General features: G+C 71.3%; 14 protein-coding genes and 2 tRNA genes. 6 read left to right on the top strand and 10 right to left on the bottom strand.

What is annotated here, in order from left to right; genetic code table 11:
* Window positions 1-36: 36 nt before the first annotated feature.
* Window positions 37-4428, bottom strand: a complete 4392-nt coding sequence (locus tag DWB77_RS18850; RefSeq protein WP_120722349.1) for a PAS domain-containing protein — start codon at window positions 4426-4428, stop codon at window positions 37-39.
* A 151-nt stretch (window positions 4429-4579) separates the two neighbouring features.
* Complete coding sequence (locus DWB77_RS18845; protein WP_120722348.1) at window positions 4580-5017, bottom strand: SSI family serine proteinase inhibitor; 438 nt, start codon at window positions 5015-5017, stop codon at window positions 4580-4582.
* A 248-nt stretch (window positions 5018-5265) separates the two neighbouring features.
* On the opposite strand from DWB77_RS18845, the gene DWB77_RS18840 reads away from it, so the two are divergent.
* Together DWB77_RS18840 and DWB77_RS18835 are read left to right on the top strand one after the other, a co-directional pair.
* Window positions 5266-5359, top strand: a tRNA-Ser gene (locus DWB77_RS18840).
* Between the two features lie 218 nt (window positions 5360-5577).
* A tRNA-Arg gene (locus tag DWB77_RS18835) sits at window positions 5578-5650 on the top strand.
* 262 nt (window positions 5651-5912) lie between these two features.
* On the opposite strand, the gene DWB77_RS18830 is transcribed toward DWB77_RS18835, so the two are convergent.
* A protein-coding gene (locus DWB77_RS18830) for an IS3 family transposase (protein ID WP_120719390.1) occupies window positions 5913-7144 on the bottom strand; the annotation gives its coding sequence in 2 pieces (ribosomal slippage) (window positions 5913-6817 and window positions 6817-7144; 1233 coding nt in all).
* 46 nt (window positions 7145-7190) lie between these two features.
* Here DWB77_RS18830 and DWB77_RS18825 point away from each other — a divergent pair.
* Window positions 7191-7379, top strand: a complete 189-nt coding sequence (locus tag DWB77_RS18825; RefSeq protein ID WP_120722347.1) for a hypothetical protein — start codon at window positions 7191-7193, stop codon at window positions 7377-7379.
* Window positions 7380-8014: 635 nt separating this feature from the next.
* Here the strand turns inward: DWB77_RS18825 and DWB77_RS18820 are convergent.
* The 5 genes from DWB77_RS18820 to DWB77_RS18805 all read right to left on the bottom strand — a co-directional run bounded on the left by DWB77_RS18820 (window position 8015) and on the right by DWB77_RS18805 (window position 10778).
* Window positions 8015-8881, bottom strand: coding sequence for a GNAT family N-acetyltransferase (locus DWB77_RS18820; RefSeq protein ID WP_120722346.1), 867 nt, complete (start codon window positions 8879-8881; stop codon window positions 8015-8017).
* A gap of 88 nt (window positions 8882-8969) precedes the next feature.
* Window positions 8970-9134 (bottom strand): hypothetical protein, encoded by a 165-nt coding sequence (locus DWB77_RS37865; RefSeq protein WP_162952559.1) that lies wholly within the window; start codon window positions 9132-9134, stop codon window positions 8970-8972.
* Window positions 9131-10255, bottom strand: a complete 1125-nt coding sequence (locus tag DWB77_RS18815) for a radical SAM protein (RefSeq protein WP_120722345.1) — start codon at window positions 10253-10255, stop codon at window positions 9131-9133. The genes DWB77_RS37865 and DWB77_RS18815 overlap by 4 nt, the downstream gene beginning before the upstream one ends.
* Window positions 10240-10461 (bottom strand): hypothetical protein, encoded by a 222-nt coding sequence (locus DWB77_RS18810; protein WP_120722344.1) that lies wholly within the window; start codon window positions 10459-10461, stop codon window positions 10240-10242. Before DWB77_RS18810 ends, DWB77_RS18815 begins: the two co-directional genes overlap by 16 nt.
* Window positions 10449-10778 carry a hypothetical protein gene (locus tag DWB77_RS18805; protein WP_120727960.1) on the bottom strand — a complete coding sequence of 110 codons (330 nt, stop codon included), beginning with the start codon at window positions 10776-10778 and terminating at the stop codon, window positions 10449-10451. Before DWB77_RS18805 ends, DWB77_RS18810 begins: the two co-directional genes overlap by 13 nt.
* A gap of 323 nt (window positions 10779-11101) precedes the next feature.
* Here DWB77_RS18805 and DWB77_RS18795 point away from each other — a divergent pair, with 323 nt between their 5' ends.
* The gene (locus tag DWB77_RS18795; protein ID WP_120722342.1) at window positions 11102-12448 is read left to right on the top strand and encodes a helix-turn-helix domain-containing protein; all 1347 of its coding nucleotides are present in this window, start codon (window positions 11102-11104) and stop codon (window positions 12446-12448) included.
* Here the strand turns inward: DWB77_RS18795 and DWB77_RS18790 are convergent.
* Window positions 12426-12959, bottom strand: coding sequence for an NUDIX hydrolase (locus DWB77_RS18790; protein WP_120722341.1), 534 nt, complete (start codon window positions 12957-12959; stop codon window positions 12426-12428). The two genes, DWB77_RS18795 and DWB77_RS18790, sit on opposite strands and share 23 nt — an antisense overlap.
* Window positions 12960-13131: 172 nt before the next feature.
* Here DWB77_RS18790 and DWB77_RS18785 point away from each other — a divergent pair, with 172 nt between their 5' ends.
* Window positions 13132-13341, top strand: coding sequence for an Imm32 family immunity protein (locus DWB77_RS18785; RefSeq protein ID WP_120722340.1), 210 nt, complete (start codon window positions 13132-13134; stop codon window positions 13339-13341).
* 50 nt (window positions 13342-13391) lie between these two features.
* On the opposite strand, the gene DWB77_RS39300 is transcribed toward DWB77_RS18785, so the two are convergent.
* Complete coding sequence (locus DWB77_RS39300) at window positions 13392-13520, bottom strand: hypothetical protein (RefSeq protein WP_281280008.1); 129 nt, start codon at window positions 13518-13520, stop codon at window positions 13392-13394.
* A gap of 167 nt (window positions 13521-13687) precedes the next feature.
* On the opposite strand from DWB77_RS39300, the gene DWB77_RS18780 reads away from it, so the two are divergent.
* The gene (locus tag DWB77_RS18780) at window positions 13688-14572 is read left to right on the top strand and encodes a DUF2797 domain-containing protein (RefSeq protein WP_120722339.1); all 885 of its coding nucleotides are present in this window, start codon (window positions 13688-13690) and stop codon (window positions 14570-14572) included.
* Window positions 14573-15000 lie beyond the last annotated feature (428 nt).

Below are 15000 nucleotides of genomic sequence, written 5' to 3'. Positions count from 1 at the left end.
GCAACGCCCGTCCCGTCAACTCCCTTCCGCCCCGGGCTAGTTGGTGCCGATCTTCGCCAGTAGATCCACGATGCGGCCCTGCACCTCGGTGCTGGTGGACCGTTCCGCCAGGAACAGGACCGTCTCGCCCGACGCCAGGTTCGGAAGGTCGGCCTGGTTGATGCCGGCCGAGGTGTACACGACCAGCGGGGTGTGGTTCAACTGCCCGTTGGCGCGCAGCCAGTCGACGATTCCGGCGCGGCGGCGGCGTACCTGCATGAGGTCCATCACCACCAGGTTGGGCCGCATCTGGGCGGCCAGGGTGACCGCTTCGGAGTCGGTGGCCGCGCGGGCCACCTGCATGCCGCGCCGTTCCAGCGTCGCGGTGAGCGCGAGCGCGATCTCCTCGTGCTCCTCGATCAGCAGGACCCGGGGCGGATGCTGCTCGCTGTCACGCGGAGCGAGCGCCTTGAGCAGGACGGCCGGGTCGGCGCCGTACGCCGCCTCCCGCGTGGCCTGCCCGAGACCCGCCGTGACCAGCACGGGAACCTCGGCCGCGACCGCCGCCTGACGCAGCGCCTGGAGCGCGGTGCGGGTGATGGGTCCGGTGAGCGGGTCGACGAACAGGGCGGCGGGGAACGCGGCGATCTGTGCGTCCACTTCTTCGCGGGAGTGCACGACCACGGGACGGTAGCCCCGCTCGCTCAGCGCCTGCTGGGTGGAGACGTCGGGCGCGGGCCACACCAGGAGCCGGCGCGGGTTGTCGAGCGGTTCGGGGGGCAGCTCGTCGTCGACGGGCCCCGGCTGCGGCCGGTTGGCCACCTCGACGGCGCCGCCGGGTCCGTCCAACGGCTCGGGACCCTCGGCGCCCTCGTCGGGCCGCCCGATGGCGTACGCGCGCCCCTGCCCCTCGGAGGGAGGGGACGGCAGTACGGGGTGCGGGCGGGCGGCCGGTTCGGTGGGGCGTTCCACCCCCTCGGGCGGCGTGCCGAGCTTGCGCCGCCGCCCGGAGCCGAGCGAGCCGCCGGACGTCTGCGTCGCCAGGGCGGCTTGGGCCGCCTGGGCCTGGGCCTGCACCTGGGCTTGCGTCTGGCTGAACGGGGCGCCCTGCCCGAGCGCCCGCACACTGAACGCCCGGCCCTGGGTGTCCCCGCCGGCGGCCGGGATCCCTCCGGGCGGAGTCTCGGCGGGCAGCGGCTGCCGAGCGGGCCGGCCCCCGGCGGAGCCCCGCCCCTGGGTCGGATCCGGGCCCGGGTCCTGCGTCTGCGGGGGTACGGGGTTGAGGGCGCCCGGCGCCGCCGTCGCGCGGGCCGCCCACTCGGGCCGCTCGGCGGGGTGCGGCTGGGGCGGGGTGTGCTCGGCCAGCGGGTCGCCGGGGGCGGCGTTGCCCTGAACCGGACCGGTCGGGTTCGGGCCGTTCGGGTTCAGGGCGCGGGGGGCGGCGGGGGCGGCGGGAGGGGTGGGCGCGGAACCCAGGGCTTCGGGAGCCGTGGTTCCAGGGGCCGTGGTTCCCGCACCTACGTGCCCGGCACCCACAGGGCCAGCACCCATAGGTCCGGCGCCCGCAGGTCCGGCACCCATAGGTCCGGCGCCCGCAGGTCCGGCACCCACAGGGCCAGCACCCATAGGTCCGGCACCCATAGGTCCGGCGCCCGCAGGTCCGGCGCCCGCAGGTCCGGCACCCACAGGTCCCGCACCCATAGGCCGAGCGCCCGTGGGCTCAACTCCCTTAGGCGGGGCGCCCGTTGAGTCGGCGCCCAAGGGCTCGCTACCCATGTGCCCAGCACCCATGGCTCGACGCCCCATGGCCTCGGCCCCCACAGGACCCGCCGCCCCGACAGGACCCGCCGCACTCACAGAACCCTGAGCACCCGCCGCATCCACCGAACGCGCGGGCCCTTCGGCACGTACAGCATCGGAACGTACGGAATCCGGGCGGCCCGGCGCGGGAGCGGCGGAGGGGGCCGGCGTCGGCGGGGCGGGGGTGGGCCCGGGGTATGGCGCGCGGTCGGCGTCGGCGGGCGGCAGCGCGAACGCGGTCCGTACCTGCCCCTCCTGGCCACTCGCGGCGCCCCCCGCCGCACTTCCCCCGCCCGGCGCGACACCCAGGGCACGCCTGGCCCGGCGGCCGGACGGCTCGGCGGAGTTCTCGGCAGGGGCTGAGGCAGGGGCGGAGGCGGTGGGTGCGTCGGCGGACGCGGGCGCCGGCAGGGCGCGGCGGGCGCGGCGCCCGGTCGTCTCGGCCGGGACGCCCTGCGGCGGCACGGTCTCGCCCAGCGCGGCCCGCCCCATGCCGGACGACTCGCGAGCGCTCTCCGCACCGGTGACGACGGACCCCACGGAGCCCTGGGCATGGACAGCCTGCTCGGCGGGGCTGGGCCGCCCACGACGCCGCCCGGAACCGGACGCGTTCCCCGTTCCGGCACCCTCGCCCGAGGAAACGCCCCCGGCCCCGCCCTCGGGAACCTGACCGCTCCCGGCGTTCTGCTGCGCCGGAATCCGGGCCCGCCCGTCCGGCCCGCCCTCGGCCCCACCCGTACCGCCATCGGCTCCGGCCCCGGAACCACCCGGCGTACCGGCGTCAGCAGAACCGGACCCAACGGAACCGGAACCAACGGGCCCAGCCCCACCGGAGCCGGCCCCGGCCCCCGGACCAAGCTCGGACCGCGAACCGGACCGCGAACCGGGGACCGAACCGGACGCGGATCCGGACCCAGACCCGGACCCGGACCCGGACCCGGAATCGGAATCGGTGCGGGCCCGGCGGCGTCCGGTCGGGGAGGTCGGCTCGTCGCTGACCGGGCTGTCGAGGAAGGCGTCCATGGACGCACGCCGACCGCGCCTGCGCCCGCCGCCGTCCTGCTGGGCGGGGAGCAGCGCCTCGTCGGGCTGCGGGACCGGGGTCGCCTCGACGGTTCCGGCGCCCGCGCCGAGCGGGACTTCCAGTACGTACGCCGAGCCGCTCATGCCCGGCACCGCGACGGTCTGGAGGACTCCGCCGTGCGCCCGCACGATGCCGCGCACGATGGGCCCGTGGACGGGGTCGCCGCCGGGGTAGGGCCCGCGCACCTCGATGCGTACGACCGTGCCGCGCACGGCGGCCGCGACGACGACGGTGGAGTCCATGTAGCCGCCGGCGGCGACCGGCGCCTTGCCCGTGGCGTCGACGCCGGCCACGTCCGCGATGAGATGGGCCAGCGCGGTCGCGAGGCGCGGGGCGTCGACCTCGGCCTCGATGGGCGGGGTGTGGACGGCGAACTGGGCGCGCCCGGGCCCGATCAGCTCGACGGCGCCCTCGACCCCGGCGCCGACCACCGAATCGACCAGCACCTTGGCCTTCTTGAGCTCCTCGCTGCCCGCGTCGAGCCGCTGGTAGCCGAGGACGTTGTCGACGAGCGTGGTGATGCGCGAATAGCCGGCGGCCAGGTGGTGCAGGACCTGGTTGGCCTCGGGCCACAGCTGGCCCGCGTCGTCGGCGGCGAGCGCGGCGAGTTCGTGGCGCAGTTCGTCGAGCGGCCCGCGCAGCGAACCGGCCAGCACCGACAGGAGCTGCTGGTGCCGGGCGGCGAGCGCGTCGTAGCGCGCGGTCTCCCGCTCCAGGACCTCGGCGTGCTTGGCGGCCTGCTCCTCGAAGGGGCGGCGGTCGGTGAACGTCATGACGGCGCCGACGAGCAGATCGCCGTCGCGCACCGGCGCGGTGGTCAGGTCGACGGGCACCTTGGCGCCGGACTTCGTCCAGATGACCTGCCCACGCACCCGGTGCTTGCGCCCGGACTTGAGGGTGTCGGCGAGCGGGCTGCCCTCGTAGGGGAACGGCTCGCCGTCCTCGCGGGAGTGCAGCACCAGCGGGTGGAGTTCCTGCCCGCCGAGGTCGCTGGCCCGGTAGCCGAGGATCTGCGCGGCCGCGGGATTGACGAGGACGACCCGGCCGTCGGTGTCGGTGCCGACCACGCCTTCGGACGCCGCGCGCAGGATCATCTCGGTCTGCCGCTGCGAACGGGCGAGCTCCGCCTCGGTGTCGACGGTGCCGGAAAGGTCCCGTACGACCAGCATGAGGAGTTCGTCCCCGGAGTACGAACCGGGGCCGCCGCCGCTTCCGTAGGAGGCGTAGGCGTCCCGCCCGTCCTCCAGGTTGGCGCTGGTCACCTCGACCGGGAACTCGGTGCCGTCGGTGCGGCGCGCGACCATCCGGGTCGGCTTGGTGCGGCCCTGGTCGTCCTCGCTCTCGGGCCGGCGCATGGAGCCGGGGATGAGCCGGGAGTCGAAGGAGGGCAGCAGATCGAGAACTCCCCGCCCCACGAGCCCGGTGCCCGGCGCTTCCAGCATCTCCAGCGCGACGGTGTTGGCGTTGACGACCGTGCCGTTGCAGTTGACGAGCAGAAGCCCGTCCGGAAGGGCGTCAAGTATGGCTGCGAGGCGAGCAGCGCCTCGGGATGGCCTGCTGCTCACGACGACGCTTCCTCCCTGAACCACTGCACCTTGCGGCCTGTCACTGGGAGGGAGTCTAAAGGCTGGGGATGCGCGAACGGCGGCGGATGAGGGGGAGCTCTCACCAAGGTTGTGTGACCACGACGTACGCGAGGGGGCCCCACAGGGTGCCCTACCTGGCGCTCGGCAGCACCGGCTCCAGCTTGTCCCACCGCGAGATCTCGCATCCATTGGCACGGCTGTACGTCGCGTCGACGGGCCGACCGGCCCAGCTGCCGGTGATGTGGGCGGTGGCGGGCCCGCCGTAGACGAACGTGCACATCGCGTCCTTGGGCACCGGCGCGAACAGGTCCTTGCCCCAGGTCGTCAACGAGTCCAGCTTGTCGCAGGCCTGCTGGGAGCGGGGGTGGGTGCCGGCGGTGGGGTGGCATTCGAGGGTGTACTCCCCCTCCACGCCCGGCATGTTCTCGACGGTGATGGTGAGCCGGTCCTCGGTCTGGCCGCCCCCGAGCAGCGGCAGCGGGACGGGCAGGGGGCCGGCCAGGGCGGTGGGGGCGGTGGTGAGCGCGGCCAGGGAGGCGGCGGCGGTGACGGCGAGGCGACGCAGCATGAGTCTCGTACTCCAGGGCGGTCGGGCGGACTTTCGCGGACTTCGGTCTCCGCGGGGTCTAACGCGCGTCAACCCCCGGCGTTGCGGCCGTCAACCCCCGGCGTTGCGGCCGTCACCGCCCCGGCGTTGCGGCGCGGAACGCCTTTGCTCTGGCGGCCACCTGCCTAGTACCGTGGGGTGCGATTGGTGACGGCCCGCAAGGCTGTGTCATCATCTGCACGCACCACTCGCACACGCGACGGTGTGCTGGAGGCGTCGCCTAGTCCGGTCTATGGCGCCGCACTGCTAATGCGGTTTGGGTCTTAAAGCCCATCGAGGGTTCAAATCCCTCCGCCTCCGCCAGCATCACCCGAAGCCCCGGCCCCACGGCCGGGGCTTCGCCCGTTCCAGCCCCACTCCACCGGCCCCCCGCACCCGGCCGGATCCCCTCCCGCCCTGCTCACACAGAGGCATTTCCGCAGGTCGGAGGCGGTGGGGGCAATGGATTTCGCGTCACGGCGCAGGTCATGTAATGTTGTTCTCGCAACGCCGACGGGGCAGAAAAAACCCCGGAAGCACAAGCACTCGTAGCTTAACGGATAGAGCATCTGACTACGGATCAGAAGGTTGCAGGTTCGAATCCTGCCGAGTGCACAGCAGGCAAGAGGCCCGGACGAGAGTCCGGGCCTCTTGCGTTTCCTGGGCGTACAGCAGTGAAGTACAGCAACCAGCCCCGCCACGTGGAATGGGCCGCGACGGCGGACGGGATGGGTGCCGGCCGGGCGTGGTGGGTTGATCAACGCGCTACCGTGGCGCTGGGGGGAGGGGCAGGATGGCAGACAAGACCAGTCGGTGGAACCACCCGGCCGGGCACCTGTTGGGCCTTCCCCCATGAAGGTGGGCACGCGGTTATCGATCACGCGGCGAGCGTGAGTTTAGCTTTGTGGTGTCGTCGTTCGTAGGCGTCGGGGCTGAGGTGGCCGTTGGTGGAGTGCCGGCGGCGGGTGTTGTAGCGGGTCAGCCAGGCGAAGACGGTGCGGCGGCAGGTGGTGGCGTCGCCGTAGTCGTGGTCGCCCTGGAGGGTCTCGCGTTTCAGGGAGGCGTGGAAGCTCTCGCAGGCGGCGTTGTCGGCGCTGGTGCCGACCGCGCCCATCGACCGGGTCACCCCGAGCTGGTCGCAGAGGCCGGCGTAGGCCCTGGATCCGTACTGGGCTCCGTGATCGGAGTGAAAGACCGCGCCTTCCAGTGAGCCGCGGGTGCGGGCGGCCATCCGCAACGCGTCGGCGACCAGGTCCGTGCGCATGTGGTCGGCGATGGACCAGCCGACAATTTTGCGGCTGAAGCAGTCCAGCACCGTCGCGAGGTAGAGGAACTTCCCTCCCTGGAGCGGGAGATAGGTGATGTCGCCCATGAGCTTGCGCCCGGGCTCGGTGGCGGTGAAGTCCCGGCCGAACAGGTCGGGGACGGTCCCCGCGGCCGGGTCCGGGACGGTCGTGCGGACCCGTCTGCGCAGGCGGATCCCGGTGATCGAGAACGCCCGCATGACCCGGGCGACCCGCTTCTCGTTGACTCGGTGGCCGTTCTCGCGGAGCTCGGCGGTCACCCGCGGGGAGCCGTAGGCGCCGCCGGACTCGCCGTGAACCCGGCGGATCTCCTTGACCAGGGCCACGTCCTGGCGCTGCCGGGCGGCGCGGGCTTCGGCGCCGGCGCACCACTTGTAGTAGCTGGACCGGCTGACGTCCAGGACGTGGCAGAGCCGCTTCACCTCATAGGTGTTCCGGTGGTCGTGGACGAACTGGAAGCGGCTCACCAGTTCGTCTCTCCGGCGAAATACTTGGCCGCCTTGCGCAGGATGTCCCGCTCGGTCGCGAGCTTGCGCTCACTCGCCTCGAGCTCGGCCACCCGCGCCTCCAGGCGGCGGACCCGCTCGTCCGGGTCAGCGGACGCGATCGCCGCCGGCGGAGAGGCAGGCCGCGCAGGTGCGGCGGTGACGCCACGGCGTTCGCGGTCCCGCAGCACCCACTCGCGCAGGGTCGCCCGGTTGATGCCCAGGTCAGCGGCGATGCTCTTGTACGTCGCCCCGGGTGTGGACTCGTACAGGGCCACGGCATCGGCCTTGAATTCGTCCGAGTAGTCCTTCAGCGCCATCGGCGGTCTTCTCGCTTCCTCCGGATCAAGCAGATCCAGTATCAGCGTGTCCACCACTCAGGGGGAGGCCCCGTTGGTCGTGATTCCGCTTCTGATCCATCTCATCACTGAAGACGACACGATCACGCGATGCCTCCTGGCTTCAGGGCTCACGCTGGCGGCCATCCGCTACGGGCGCCACTCGGTGGAGTGGGGCCGTGCCAAGGCCGACTCCGACCGTGACATCAGCGGCTGACACCAACAGACGCGGACGACAACGGTCGAGGCGGGACCTCAGCGACCGACCCACCAGGTTGCAGCAGACGTTGACCGCCGTCGGCAGGTTTTCATGAGCGATTTGAAAAGGCTGTCGTCGAACCGCAAAGCCGGCGTGCTGCGCGGATGTCAGGGGGCGTGGTCGATCAAAGCTGGGATGACGACGCTGAGTATCACCGGTCCGAGCACCAGGCCTGGTTCATGGTGGGGGTCGCCTCATGCTGCGCGATGGCGGTTGTCGGGCGCGTCGCCCTCGCTGTCCTCGGCGGGGGTGTCTTCATGGCCCTTGTGAACGTCCTCAGTAAGTAGCCGCCTGCGGTACAGCAACGAAGTACAGCAACCACGGCGCCCGATACCGTCCGACGGCATCCTCCTCCGAACGCGCGCGCGTCAGCGTCTTGCTCGTGGAGTCGCGCCACTTTGCCTTCAACTCCCTTGAGTTACGCCGCTATCGCGAGGATTGCCGGGCAAGACATGGGACTGGTCACCGCGGACCGACGTTCAACCAGCCGAGTTCCGGTCGGTAGGCCTCCTGCCGATCCGTCAGGCGAGGCCGGCGGCACCGCCAGGCTGCAACGTGGCCCAGACCGTGACGTAAGGCGGTGCGGTCAGGAGCTACACGGACGCGGTGTGGGTGAAGCCGAGGGAGGTCAGTCCTTCGGCTTGGCACAGCCGGTCCGAGGGGCCGTCGAGCTCGGTCTGGAGGAGTTGGTAGGCGGCGCCGTGGGACTGGCCCCAGTGCATCGCCGCCCGCCACAGGATGCGTCCCAGGCCCCGGCCTCGGGCCTCGGGCAGGACGGCGAAGTACTGGGGCATGAGGTGCGGGCGTCCGACGGCATCGGGGAGCACCTCCAAGGGGCCGATCGCGCCCACGGTGCGGTCCTCGACGGCGGCGGCGAGGACCGGGCCGCACTGGCCCGCCTGCATCCGCGTGTGGAGGAAGGCCAGGCCATCGCCCGCCATGGCCTGGGCGAACGGGGCGAAGGTGTTCTGCACAGTGACCGGCCAATCGGCCACGGGGCGGACCGGGCCGCCGGGATCGGGGCAGGGGCCGGTAGTGAAGTCCTTCAGGTGGATGCGGGTACCGCGCGGGTGTGTGGTCCCGGGGCCGAGGGGGCGTACGACCCGGGCAGTGGCCACATCGTGCGCGGCGGCGAGCTTCGCTGCCAACTCGGCGGCCTCCTCCACGACGCTGTCGTTGGGCCCGTAGGCGAAGACTTTCACCGTGCCGTGTCCGCGCCGGGTCAGGGTGGGAATGAGGGTGTGCTCGGGCTGGTGCACCACGTCTTCGCGGAGGATTTTCTCGTCCTTCTCGCCGCCCCAGCGCCGGTCCTTGTCGTAGGGCAGGAACTCTCCGGTGTCGGCCGCTCGCAGGGCGTCCTCGAAGATGCCGACGGCCAGGGCGTCGGGATGGACGGGACCGAGGGCCGGCACGATCGGTGCGGCCAGTTGGGGCCGAAGCCAGTCCCAGCGGAAGAACATGAGCGGCACCCTAATGGTGAACCGGGCAGGGCTCAGGCCCCGACGCGAGCGCGCCAGGGCCTGAACGGAGTTGACCGGATCGTGTCGGTCAGTGGGGGTTGTCGTCCCCGGCGTCGCAGGAGCACTCCGCGCTCTCCACGATCACGTCGAGGTCCTGGACGGCGGTGATCGACGCGGTCGCGACGGGCGGGGCCGCGCGGCGGGCCGAGGCCGGCGGGCCGGGGAGGATGGTCACCGGTACGGGCGGGGTCATGAGGCGTTCTCCTTGTCTCCGTGCTGGCAGTAGCTGTGCAGCGGCGCCTTGGCCTCCTGGTAGTGCTTGGCCAGGGGGCGGCAGACCCGGCAGGTGCCGGACAGGGCGCAGCCCTCGCACCCACCGGTGCGAAGCATGAGGCGGTCGGCGATGGCGCCGAGCCGGGTGAGGCCGTCGATGCCTTCGGCCATGAGGTCGATCTGGTCGTCGCGCCCGACCTTGCAGATCGACACCTTGGCGTGCGGGTCGGCGTGGAAGAACGTGTGTCCTGCGTTGCAGCCGGCGAACGGCTTGCGCTGTCGCAGGTGGGCGGCGGACTGGGCGAGCAGCGGCTCTCCGCCGCCGTAGATCGTGGGCGTCATGTTCGTGTACGCGTGGTTCTCGACGTTCCACTCGTCGGCGAGGGCGGCCATCTCGTCGGCCTCGGAGGCGTTGTCCTCGGTCACCACGACGTTGATCCGCAGAGGAAGACCCGCCTCACGGGCGGCGTCCATGCCGCGCCGGAACGCCTTCCACGCCCCGCGGCGCTGGGTGAGCGTGTCGAAGGACTCCTCGCTCGCCCCGTACATGCTGACCACCAGGCGGTAGGGCGGGCAGTCTCGGAAGAGCTTGAGGAGGTCCGGCCGCCAGAGCAGCGATCCGTTGGTGGAGATGGTGAGCATCATCCCGGCCTGCCAGGCGTACCGGTAGGCGCCCTGGAAGTGGGGGTCCATGGTGGGCTCGCCGCCGGTGATCTGGAGCCAGAGGACGCCGGCCTCGCGCATGATGTCGAGCAGTCGCACCTTGTCGTCCCAGCCGAGGCCGGAGACGGGCCGCTCGCCGAGGTAGCAGTGCTTGCAGCCGAAGTTGCAGCCGAGGTTGATCTCCCAGGAGGCCCGGCAGTATCCGTACGGGGACGGCTCGCGTACCAGCACGGTGCCCTGCGCGGGGCGGCCGCCCAGGTCCAGGCCCCACACGTCGGCGGCGGTCTGAACCGCCCAGGCGGGAAGCGACTCACCGTCGGTTGCGGCCTGGCGCAGGCCCTCGTAGTGGTCGGCGGAGATTCGGGCGCCGGCCCTTGCTCCCGGCTTGAGGAGAAGGTGTCCGTCGAGGAACGGGGAGGCGATCAGAGCGTGGGCCATTGGTGGCCCTCCTTCCGGATCACGGAGCGGAACAGCGCACGGGACTCCCGGTGGCCGACGCGGCAGTGGATCTCGCCGAGTCCGTTGCAGGTGCCGCAGGTCTTGCCGGACGAGTTGGCGCCGCTGCCACCGCAGTCCCCGCACTGTTCGCTGCGAGGCGAGCGAGGGCGTCGGGTCTTGTGCGGGCTCGCGATCAGTTGGGGCACGAGACCTCCTCCAGGGCGTCTTCCCAGGTGTGCTGCTCGGCGTGGTCGGCGAACAGACAGCAGCCCTCACCGTCGGGGCCCGGGGCGGCCACCGGGCAGTCCGGCAGCGCGACGACTTCCGCCTCGTCCGTCCCGCGCCAGCGGAGCCACAGCGCGGTCCCGTACGCCCCGGCGTCGGTGAGGAGGCCGAAGTGCTCACCCTCGCCGTGCACGGACAGCTGGCACTGCACGGCCCGGTCGATGTACGGGGCGGTCGACTTCTCCCGCGCTTCCCTTGCCAGGTCGAGGGGTACCGGGCGCCAGTGCGCGCACCGCATCACGACACCATCCGGAAGGACGCGACGGCGTTCCGTTCCTGCTTCGAGCACCGAGGGCAGACGCACGGCGGGTAGCGGCCCGGGTTCTCCGGAACCACCGGATCCCCGCCCACGAGTACCTCGGTGCGAGGTCCCCACGACTGGCCGGAGTCGCGGGAGACCCGCAACGTCATCCGTGCATTGTCCTGTCCGTTCGCCATGGTCGGGAGCATCGCGATCTGCGGGCCCGGCCAGAAAGGCCAAGCGGATTACCCAACTTGGGTAACATCACTGTCGGTTGACCAAGTGCAGCGATCCGTAGTTCTCATGCCGGAGCGTGCCCGATGCCCGAGCTGTTTCGCTCGAAGGAACTCCCGGTCAGCCTGCTCACGGACCCAGTGATGATCGAGGCATGCCATGCCAGAGACTTCGGGCGGGTCTTTCAGCTGGTCAAAGCGCGAGCGGGTATCTATCCGTCTATGGTCGCGCGTCGCTGCGATCTGACCCCGAGCCGTGTGAGCGAGGTGATCGCCGGACGGCGGCAGCTGCTGCACATGGGCGTGATCGAACGGATCTCGGACGGGCTGCGCATTCCCGGACGCATGCTCGGCCTTGCCCGACGCTCCTGGGAGACACCGCCCAGCCTGACAGTGATGCCCCGCGAACCGGACGAGGCGCCGACCACAGCCGTCGAACCGCTGGCCGCCGGACTACCAGGGGCGGACGTCGACAGCATCCTCGCCCTGGCGGCCGAGCGGGACCTCAGCGCCTCGACGCTGGACGCGCTGCACTCGTCGATCGCGGACTACTGGCGCCGGGACGATGAACACGGTGGCGAGACCTTACGGCCGGCGGTTGTCGGCCAGCTCCGTTATGTCGTCGATCTCCTCAAGGAGCAGCGTCCGGCTCCTTTACGGGACGGCCTGCACAGCATCGCGGCCGAACTGGCCCGACTCACCGGATGGACCTACTTCGACGCGCGCCAGTACAACCAGGCACGCGCCTACTTCACCGAATCCCTCGCCCTCACCAAGGCCATCGACGACCGCCTGTTCATGGCCAACGTCCTTGCCTGCATGAGCCTCCAGGCCACTTACCAGGACAAGCCCGGCGACGCTCTCGCGCTCGTCACGGCCGCCCAGGATCAGGCCCGAACGGCTGCGGGGACGACACCGCGCGTGCTGGCCATGCTCGCGATGCGTGAAGCCTTCGCCCACGCCACCCTCGGCAACCACGGCGCGACCCACACCGCGATCTCGGAAGCCCACACCCAGTTCGGCCGGATCAGCACCGGCGATCCGGATCCGGCCTGGGTCGCCTACTTCGATGAACCGAAGCTGATCGTGGACACCGGCATCGCACACGGCCGCCTGGGCGAAGCCGCCCTCGCCGAACCCCTGATCGCGGACGCTCTGCACCGAGAACACCAGACGAACCACCGAGGCCGTGCCTTCCATGCCTTCTGGCTCGCCCGCACCCAGCTCCACCGCGGCAAACTTGACGAGGCGTGCCACACAGCCATGGACGCCCTCGCCCCGGCGGCGGCAGTCAGCTCTCAACGAGTCGCCGGCCACCTCCGGGAGTTCTACGAACAGCTGGAGCCCTTCCGCCGCGAGCCGGCCGCGGTGGCGTTCGAGTCCCGGCTCCGGGAAGCGCTGCCCCGCCAGATCAGCGGATTGCCTCGTCTATGAGGACGTAGAGCAGTCCGACCAGGGAGCCACTGCTGACGATCTCGCGCCGGTCGATCATGCCCCGCACATCGGCCAGCGGGATCCACTCGACTCGGTCCGACTCGTTCTTCTCGGTCGGCGGACCCTTGTACGTCGCCCCATTGGCCCGGAAGACGTGATGCTGAGAGTCGGTGATGCCGTTGGCCGGCTCAGCGTAGATCAACGGCTTGATGGGACCGGGCCGCCAACCGGTCTCCTCCAGCACCTCACGAGCGGCCGCTTCGACGGGCGTCTCGCCCTCCTCGACCAGACCCATGGGCAGCTCCCATGCCCAGGCATCTGTGATGAAGCGGTGCCGCCACATCATCAGGACCTCGCGCCGCTCGTTGACCACGGCGGCCACCGCCAAGTGCCGGAGCTTGATGACGTGGTGCTCCCAGCGGTTCCCATCCGGCGTCTCGACGTCGGTGAGCCACAGGTTCACCCAGCTGTTCTCGTAGATCGGACGTTCCCCGTGGATCTTCCACTGCATCGCTGCGGCCCCTCTCGATCGGCTTCCAGAGTCTCAGACCAAGCCAAGAGGAGACGTACGTACGAGTCGTTTGGCGTCAACTGAACGCGATAGAAGCGCAGTTGCACTGCTGCGCGCGAGGAGTGAGCCGCATCTAAGTGATGGCTTCTGCCCCGGGCGATAACGCGGCGCCATGGACGAACCCCGGATCAGGCTCTACGGTTCGGCGGACGAAGTCACCATCGCGGCCAACGCTGCCGGGTTGAGGGAACTTGCCGAGCGGCTCATGGCACTCGCGGATCCCGAACTTCGGGACGGCTACCACCAGCACCTTGATGCGGGTATCAACCTTGAAGAGGGGTCCATCAACCTGATCCTGGAGCGCGACGACAAGGTTTGGTGACGCGGCCCCGCGAGAGTCGGGCCGTGGGGCGACAGGGGGGCGCGTGCGGATTACTGGTCCGCCTTCCAGTCCGTGTCCAGGGTTGCGGCGTGGACGGTCGCGACGATCCAGATCACCTTGTGCTGCTTGGTCGCGTACATGCGGGCCCGCACAGGGGCATTGATGTATGGGCTGCTCATGAGTCCCCCTTGCTTTTACGAGACAGCAAGTGTGACCAATGTCACTTCCGCGTGGGCGGTGATTGGGGGAACTGGGGCTTCCGAGGTTGCCGTCCGGCGCCCATTCCTGTCCGCCCCCGCTTCGCGCGAACGGCCGGGTTGTCAGTAGGGGGCGGTAGCTTCGGGGGGTGGATGGGTTGTGGCGGTGTGTCGGGGTTCGGTGGGGGGTTGAGGGGCCCGGGCTGCGGTGGGAAGGGGGGCGGGTCAGTCCGCTCGGCTATGGGCGGGATGTGGCGTTCCGGGCCGTCGGGGTGCGGAGCTGTGTGGGGGCGCGGGGGAATCCCTGTCCGGTGGCGGCGCCGGTGCCGGGGCGGGGGACGCAGGCGCGGTGCGCCGAATGTGCTCGGCTCGATCGGGCGCACTCCGTCGCCGCCGATACCTATGTCGATGATCCGCGTACCTATCGGGTCTACCTCGCCTGGTTCGGGAGCGGGATGGTCAAGGTCGGGATCACCGCGGAGGAGCGGGGCTCGGCCCGGCTGCTCGAACAGGGCGCGGTGGCGTTCGGCTGGCTCGGGCGCGGGCCCCTGATGGCGGCTCGGCGCTGCGAGGAACTGCTCCGGGCGGCCCTCGCGGTGCCGGACCGGATTCCGTACGCGGCGAAGCGGGCGGTACGGGCCCGGCTTCCCGGGGTGGCCGAGCGGGCGGCCGAGGTGGCCGCGCTCCACGCGCGGGCCGTCGCGCTGGCCGATTGGCCCGAGTCCTTGCAGCGGCTGGAGTGCCAAGTCGTCGACCACGCACGGGAGTTCGGGCTCGACGGGCTTCCCGCTGCCTCGGCGGTGGTCACCGAGCTCGTGGACCACGGGGTGGTGAGCGGCCGGCTCATCGCCGCCGCCGGGCCCGATCTTCACCTGGAGGTCGGGGGTGGGCGCGGCGTCGTGGTGCTCGACGCGCGGCTCATGAGCGGCTGGGATCTCGCGGCCGTCCGCCCCGGGGAGTCGGAGGGCGTCACCGTGCCGGTGCGGGAGGTCCCCAAGGAGGGCGAGCGCGGGGTGCAGGATTTGTTGTTCTGAGCGGAACCCCGCCGCACCTGGCCGGCCGGTTGGCGGGTACGTCGGCTGGCCGATTGGCCGGTACGTCGGCTGACCGGTTGGTAGGTGCGTCGGCTTGCCTGTTGGTCGGTTGCTGGTTCGGCGGGGGTGGGATGCGCCGTGCACCAGCGGTCGTCTGCGGTCGCTGGACAGGGTTCGCGGGGGCGGCCGAGGGTGGGGGCATGAGCGATCAAGGGGCAAGTGGGGTGGCGGGAGCGGCCGATGACCGCGGGGCTGCCGGCGCGGCCGGGTCTACTGGGTGTACCGGGGCGGCCGGGTCTACGGGGTCTACCGGGTCGGCCGGAGGCGCGGCGTTGACCGGAGGCGCGGCGTTGACCGGCGGCGTGCCGTTGGATGGCGGCACAGGGGCGGCAGGCGAGGTGCTGGGCAGTGCGCCATCGGACCGCTGT

Source organism: Streptomyces hundungensis, assembly GCF_003627815.1.
GTDB lineage: Bacteria > Actinomycetota > Actinomycetes > Streptomycetales > Streptomycetaceae > Streptomyces > Streptomyces hundungensis_A.
Note: the sequence above shows the minus strand (reverse complement) of the source record. Positions and strands in the feature narration are given on the sequence as shown.

Bases quoted from the DNA above. Each gene is read 5' to 3' on its own strand.
- DWB77_RS39300 (WP_281280008.1), bottom strand. From the start codon at position 13,520: ATGAGCAGCCCATACATCAATGCCCCTGTGCGGGCCCGCATGTACGCG.
- DWB77_RS18790 (WP_120722341.1), bottom strand. From the start codon at position 12,959: ATGCAGTGGAAGATCCACGGGGAACGTCCGATCTACGAGAACAGCTGG.
- DWB77_RS18805 (WP_120727960.1), bottom strand. From the start codon at position 10,778: ATGCGGTGCGCGCACTGGCGCCCGGTACCCCTCGACCTGGCAAGGGAA.
- DWB77_RS18795 (WP_120722342.1), top strand. From the start codon at position 11,102: ATGCCCGAGCTGTTTCGCTCGAAGGAACTCCCGGTCAGCCTGCTCACG.
- DWB77_RS18845 (WP_120722348.1), bottom strand. From the start codon at position 5,017: ATGCTGCGTCGCCTCGCCGTCACCGCCGCCGCCTCCCTGGCCGCGCTC.
- DWB77_RS18785 (WP_120722340.1), top strand. From the start codon at position 13,132: ATGGACGAACCCCGGATCAGGCTCTACGGTTCGGCGGACGAAGTCACC.
- DWB77_RS18815 (WP_120722345.1), bottom strand. From the start codon at position 10,255: ATGGCCCACGCTCTGATCGCCTCCCCGTTCCTCGACGGACACCTTCTC.
- DWB77_RS37865 (WP_162952559.1), bottom strand. From the start codon at position 9,134: ATGACCCCGCCCGTACCGGTGACCATCCTCCCCGGCCCGCCGGCCTCG.
- DWB77_RS18820 (WP_120722346.1), bottom strand. From the start codon at position 8,881: ATGTTCTTCCGCTGGGACTGGCTTCGGCCCCAACTGGCCGCACCGATC.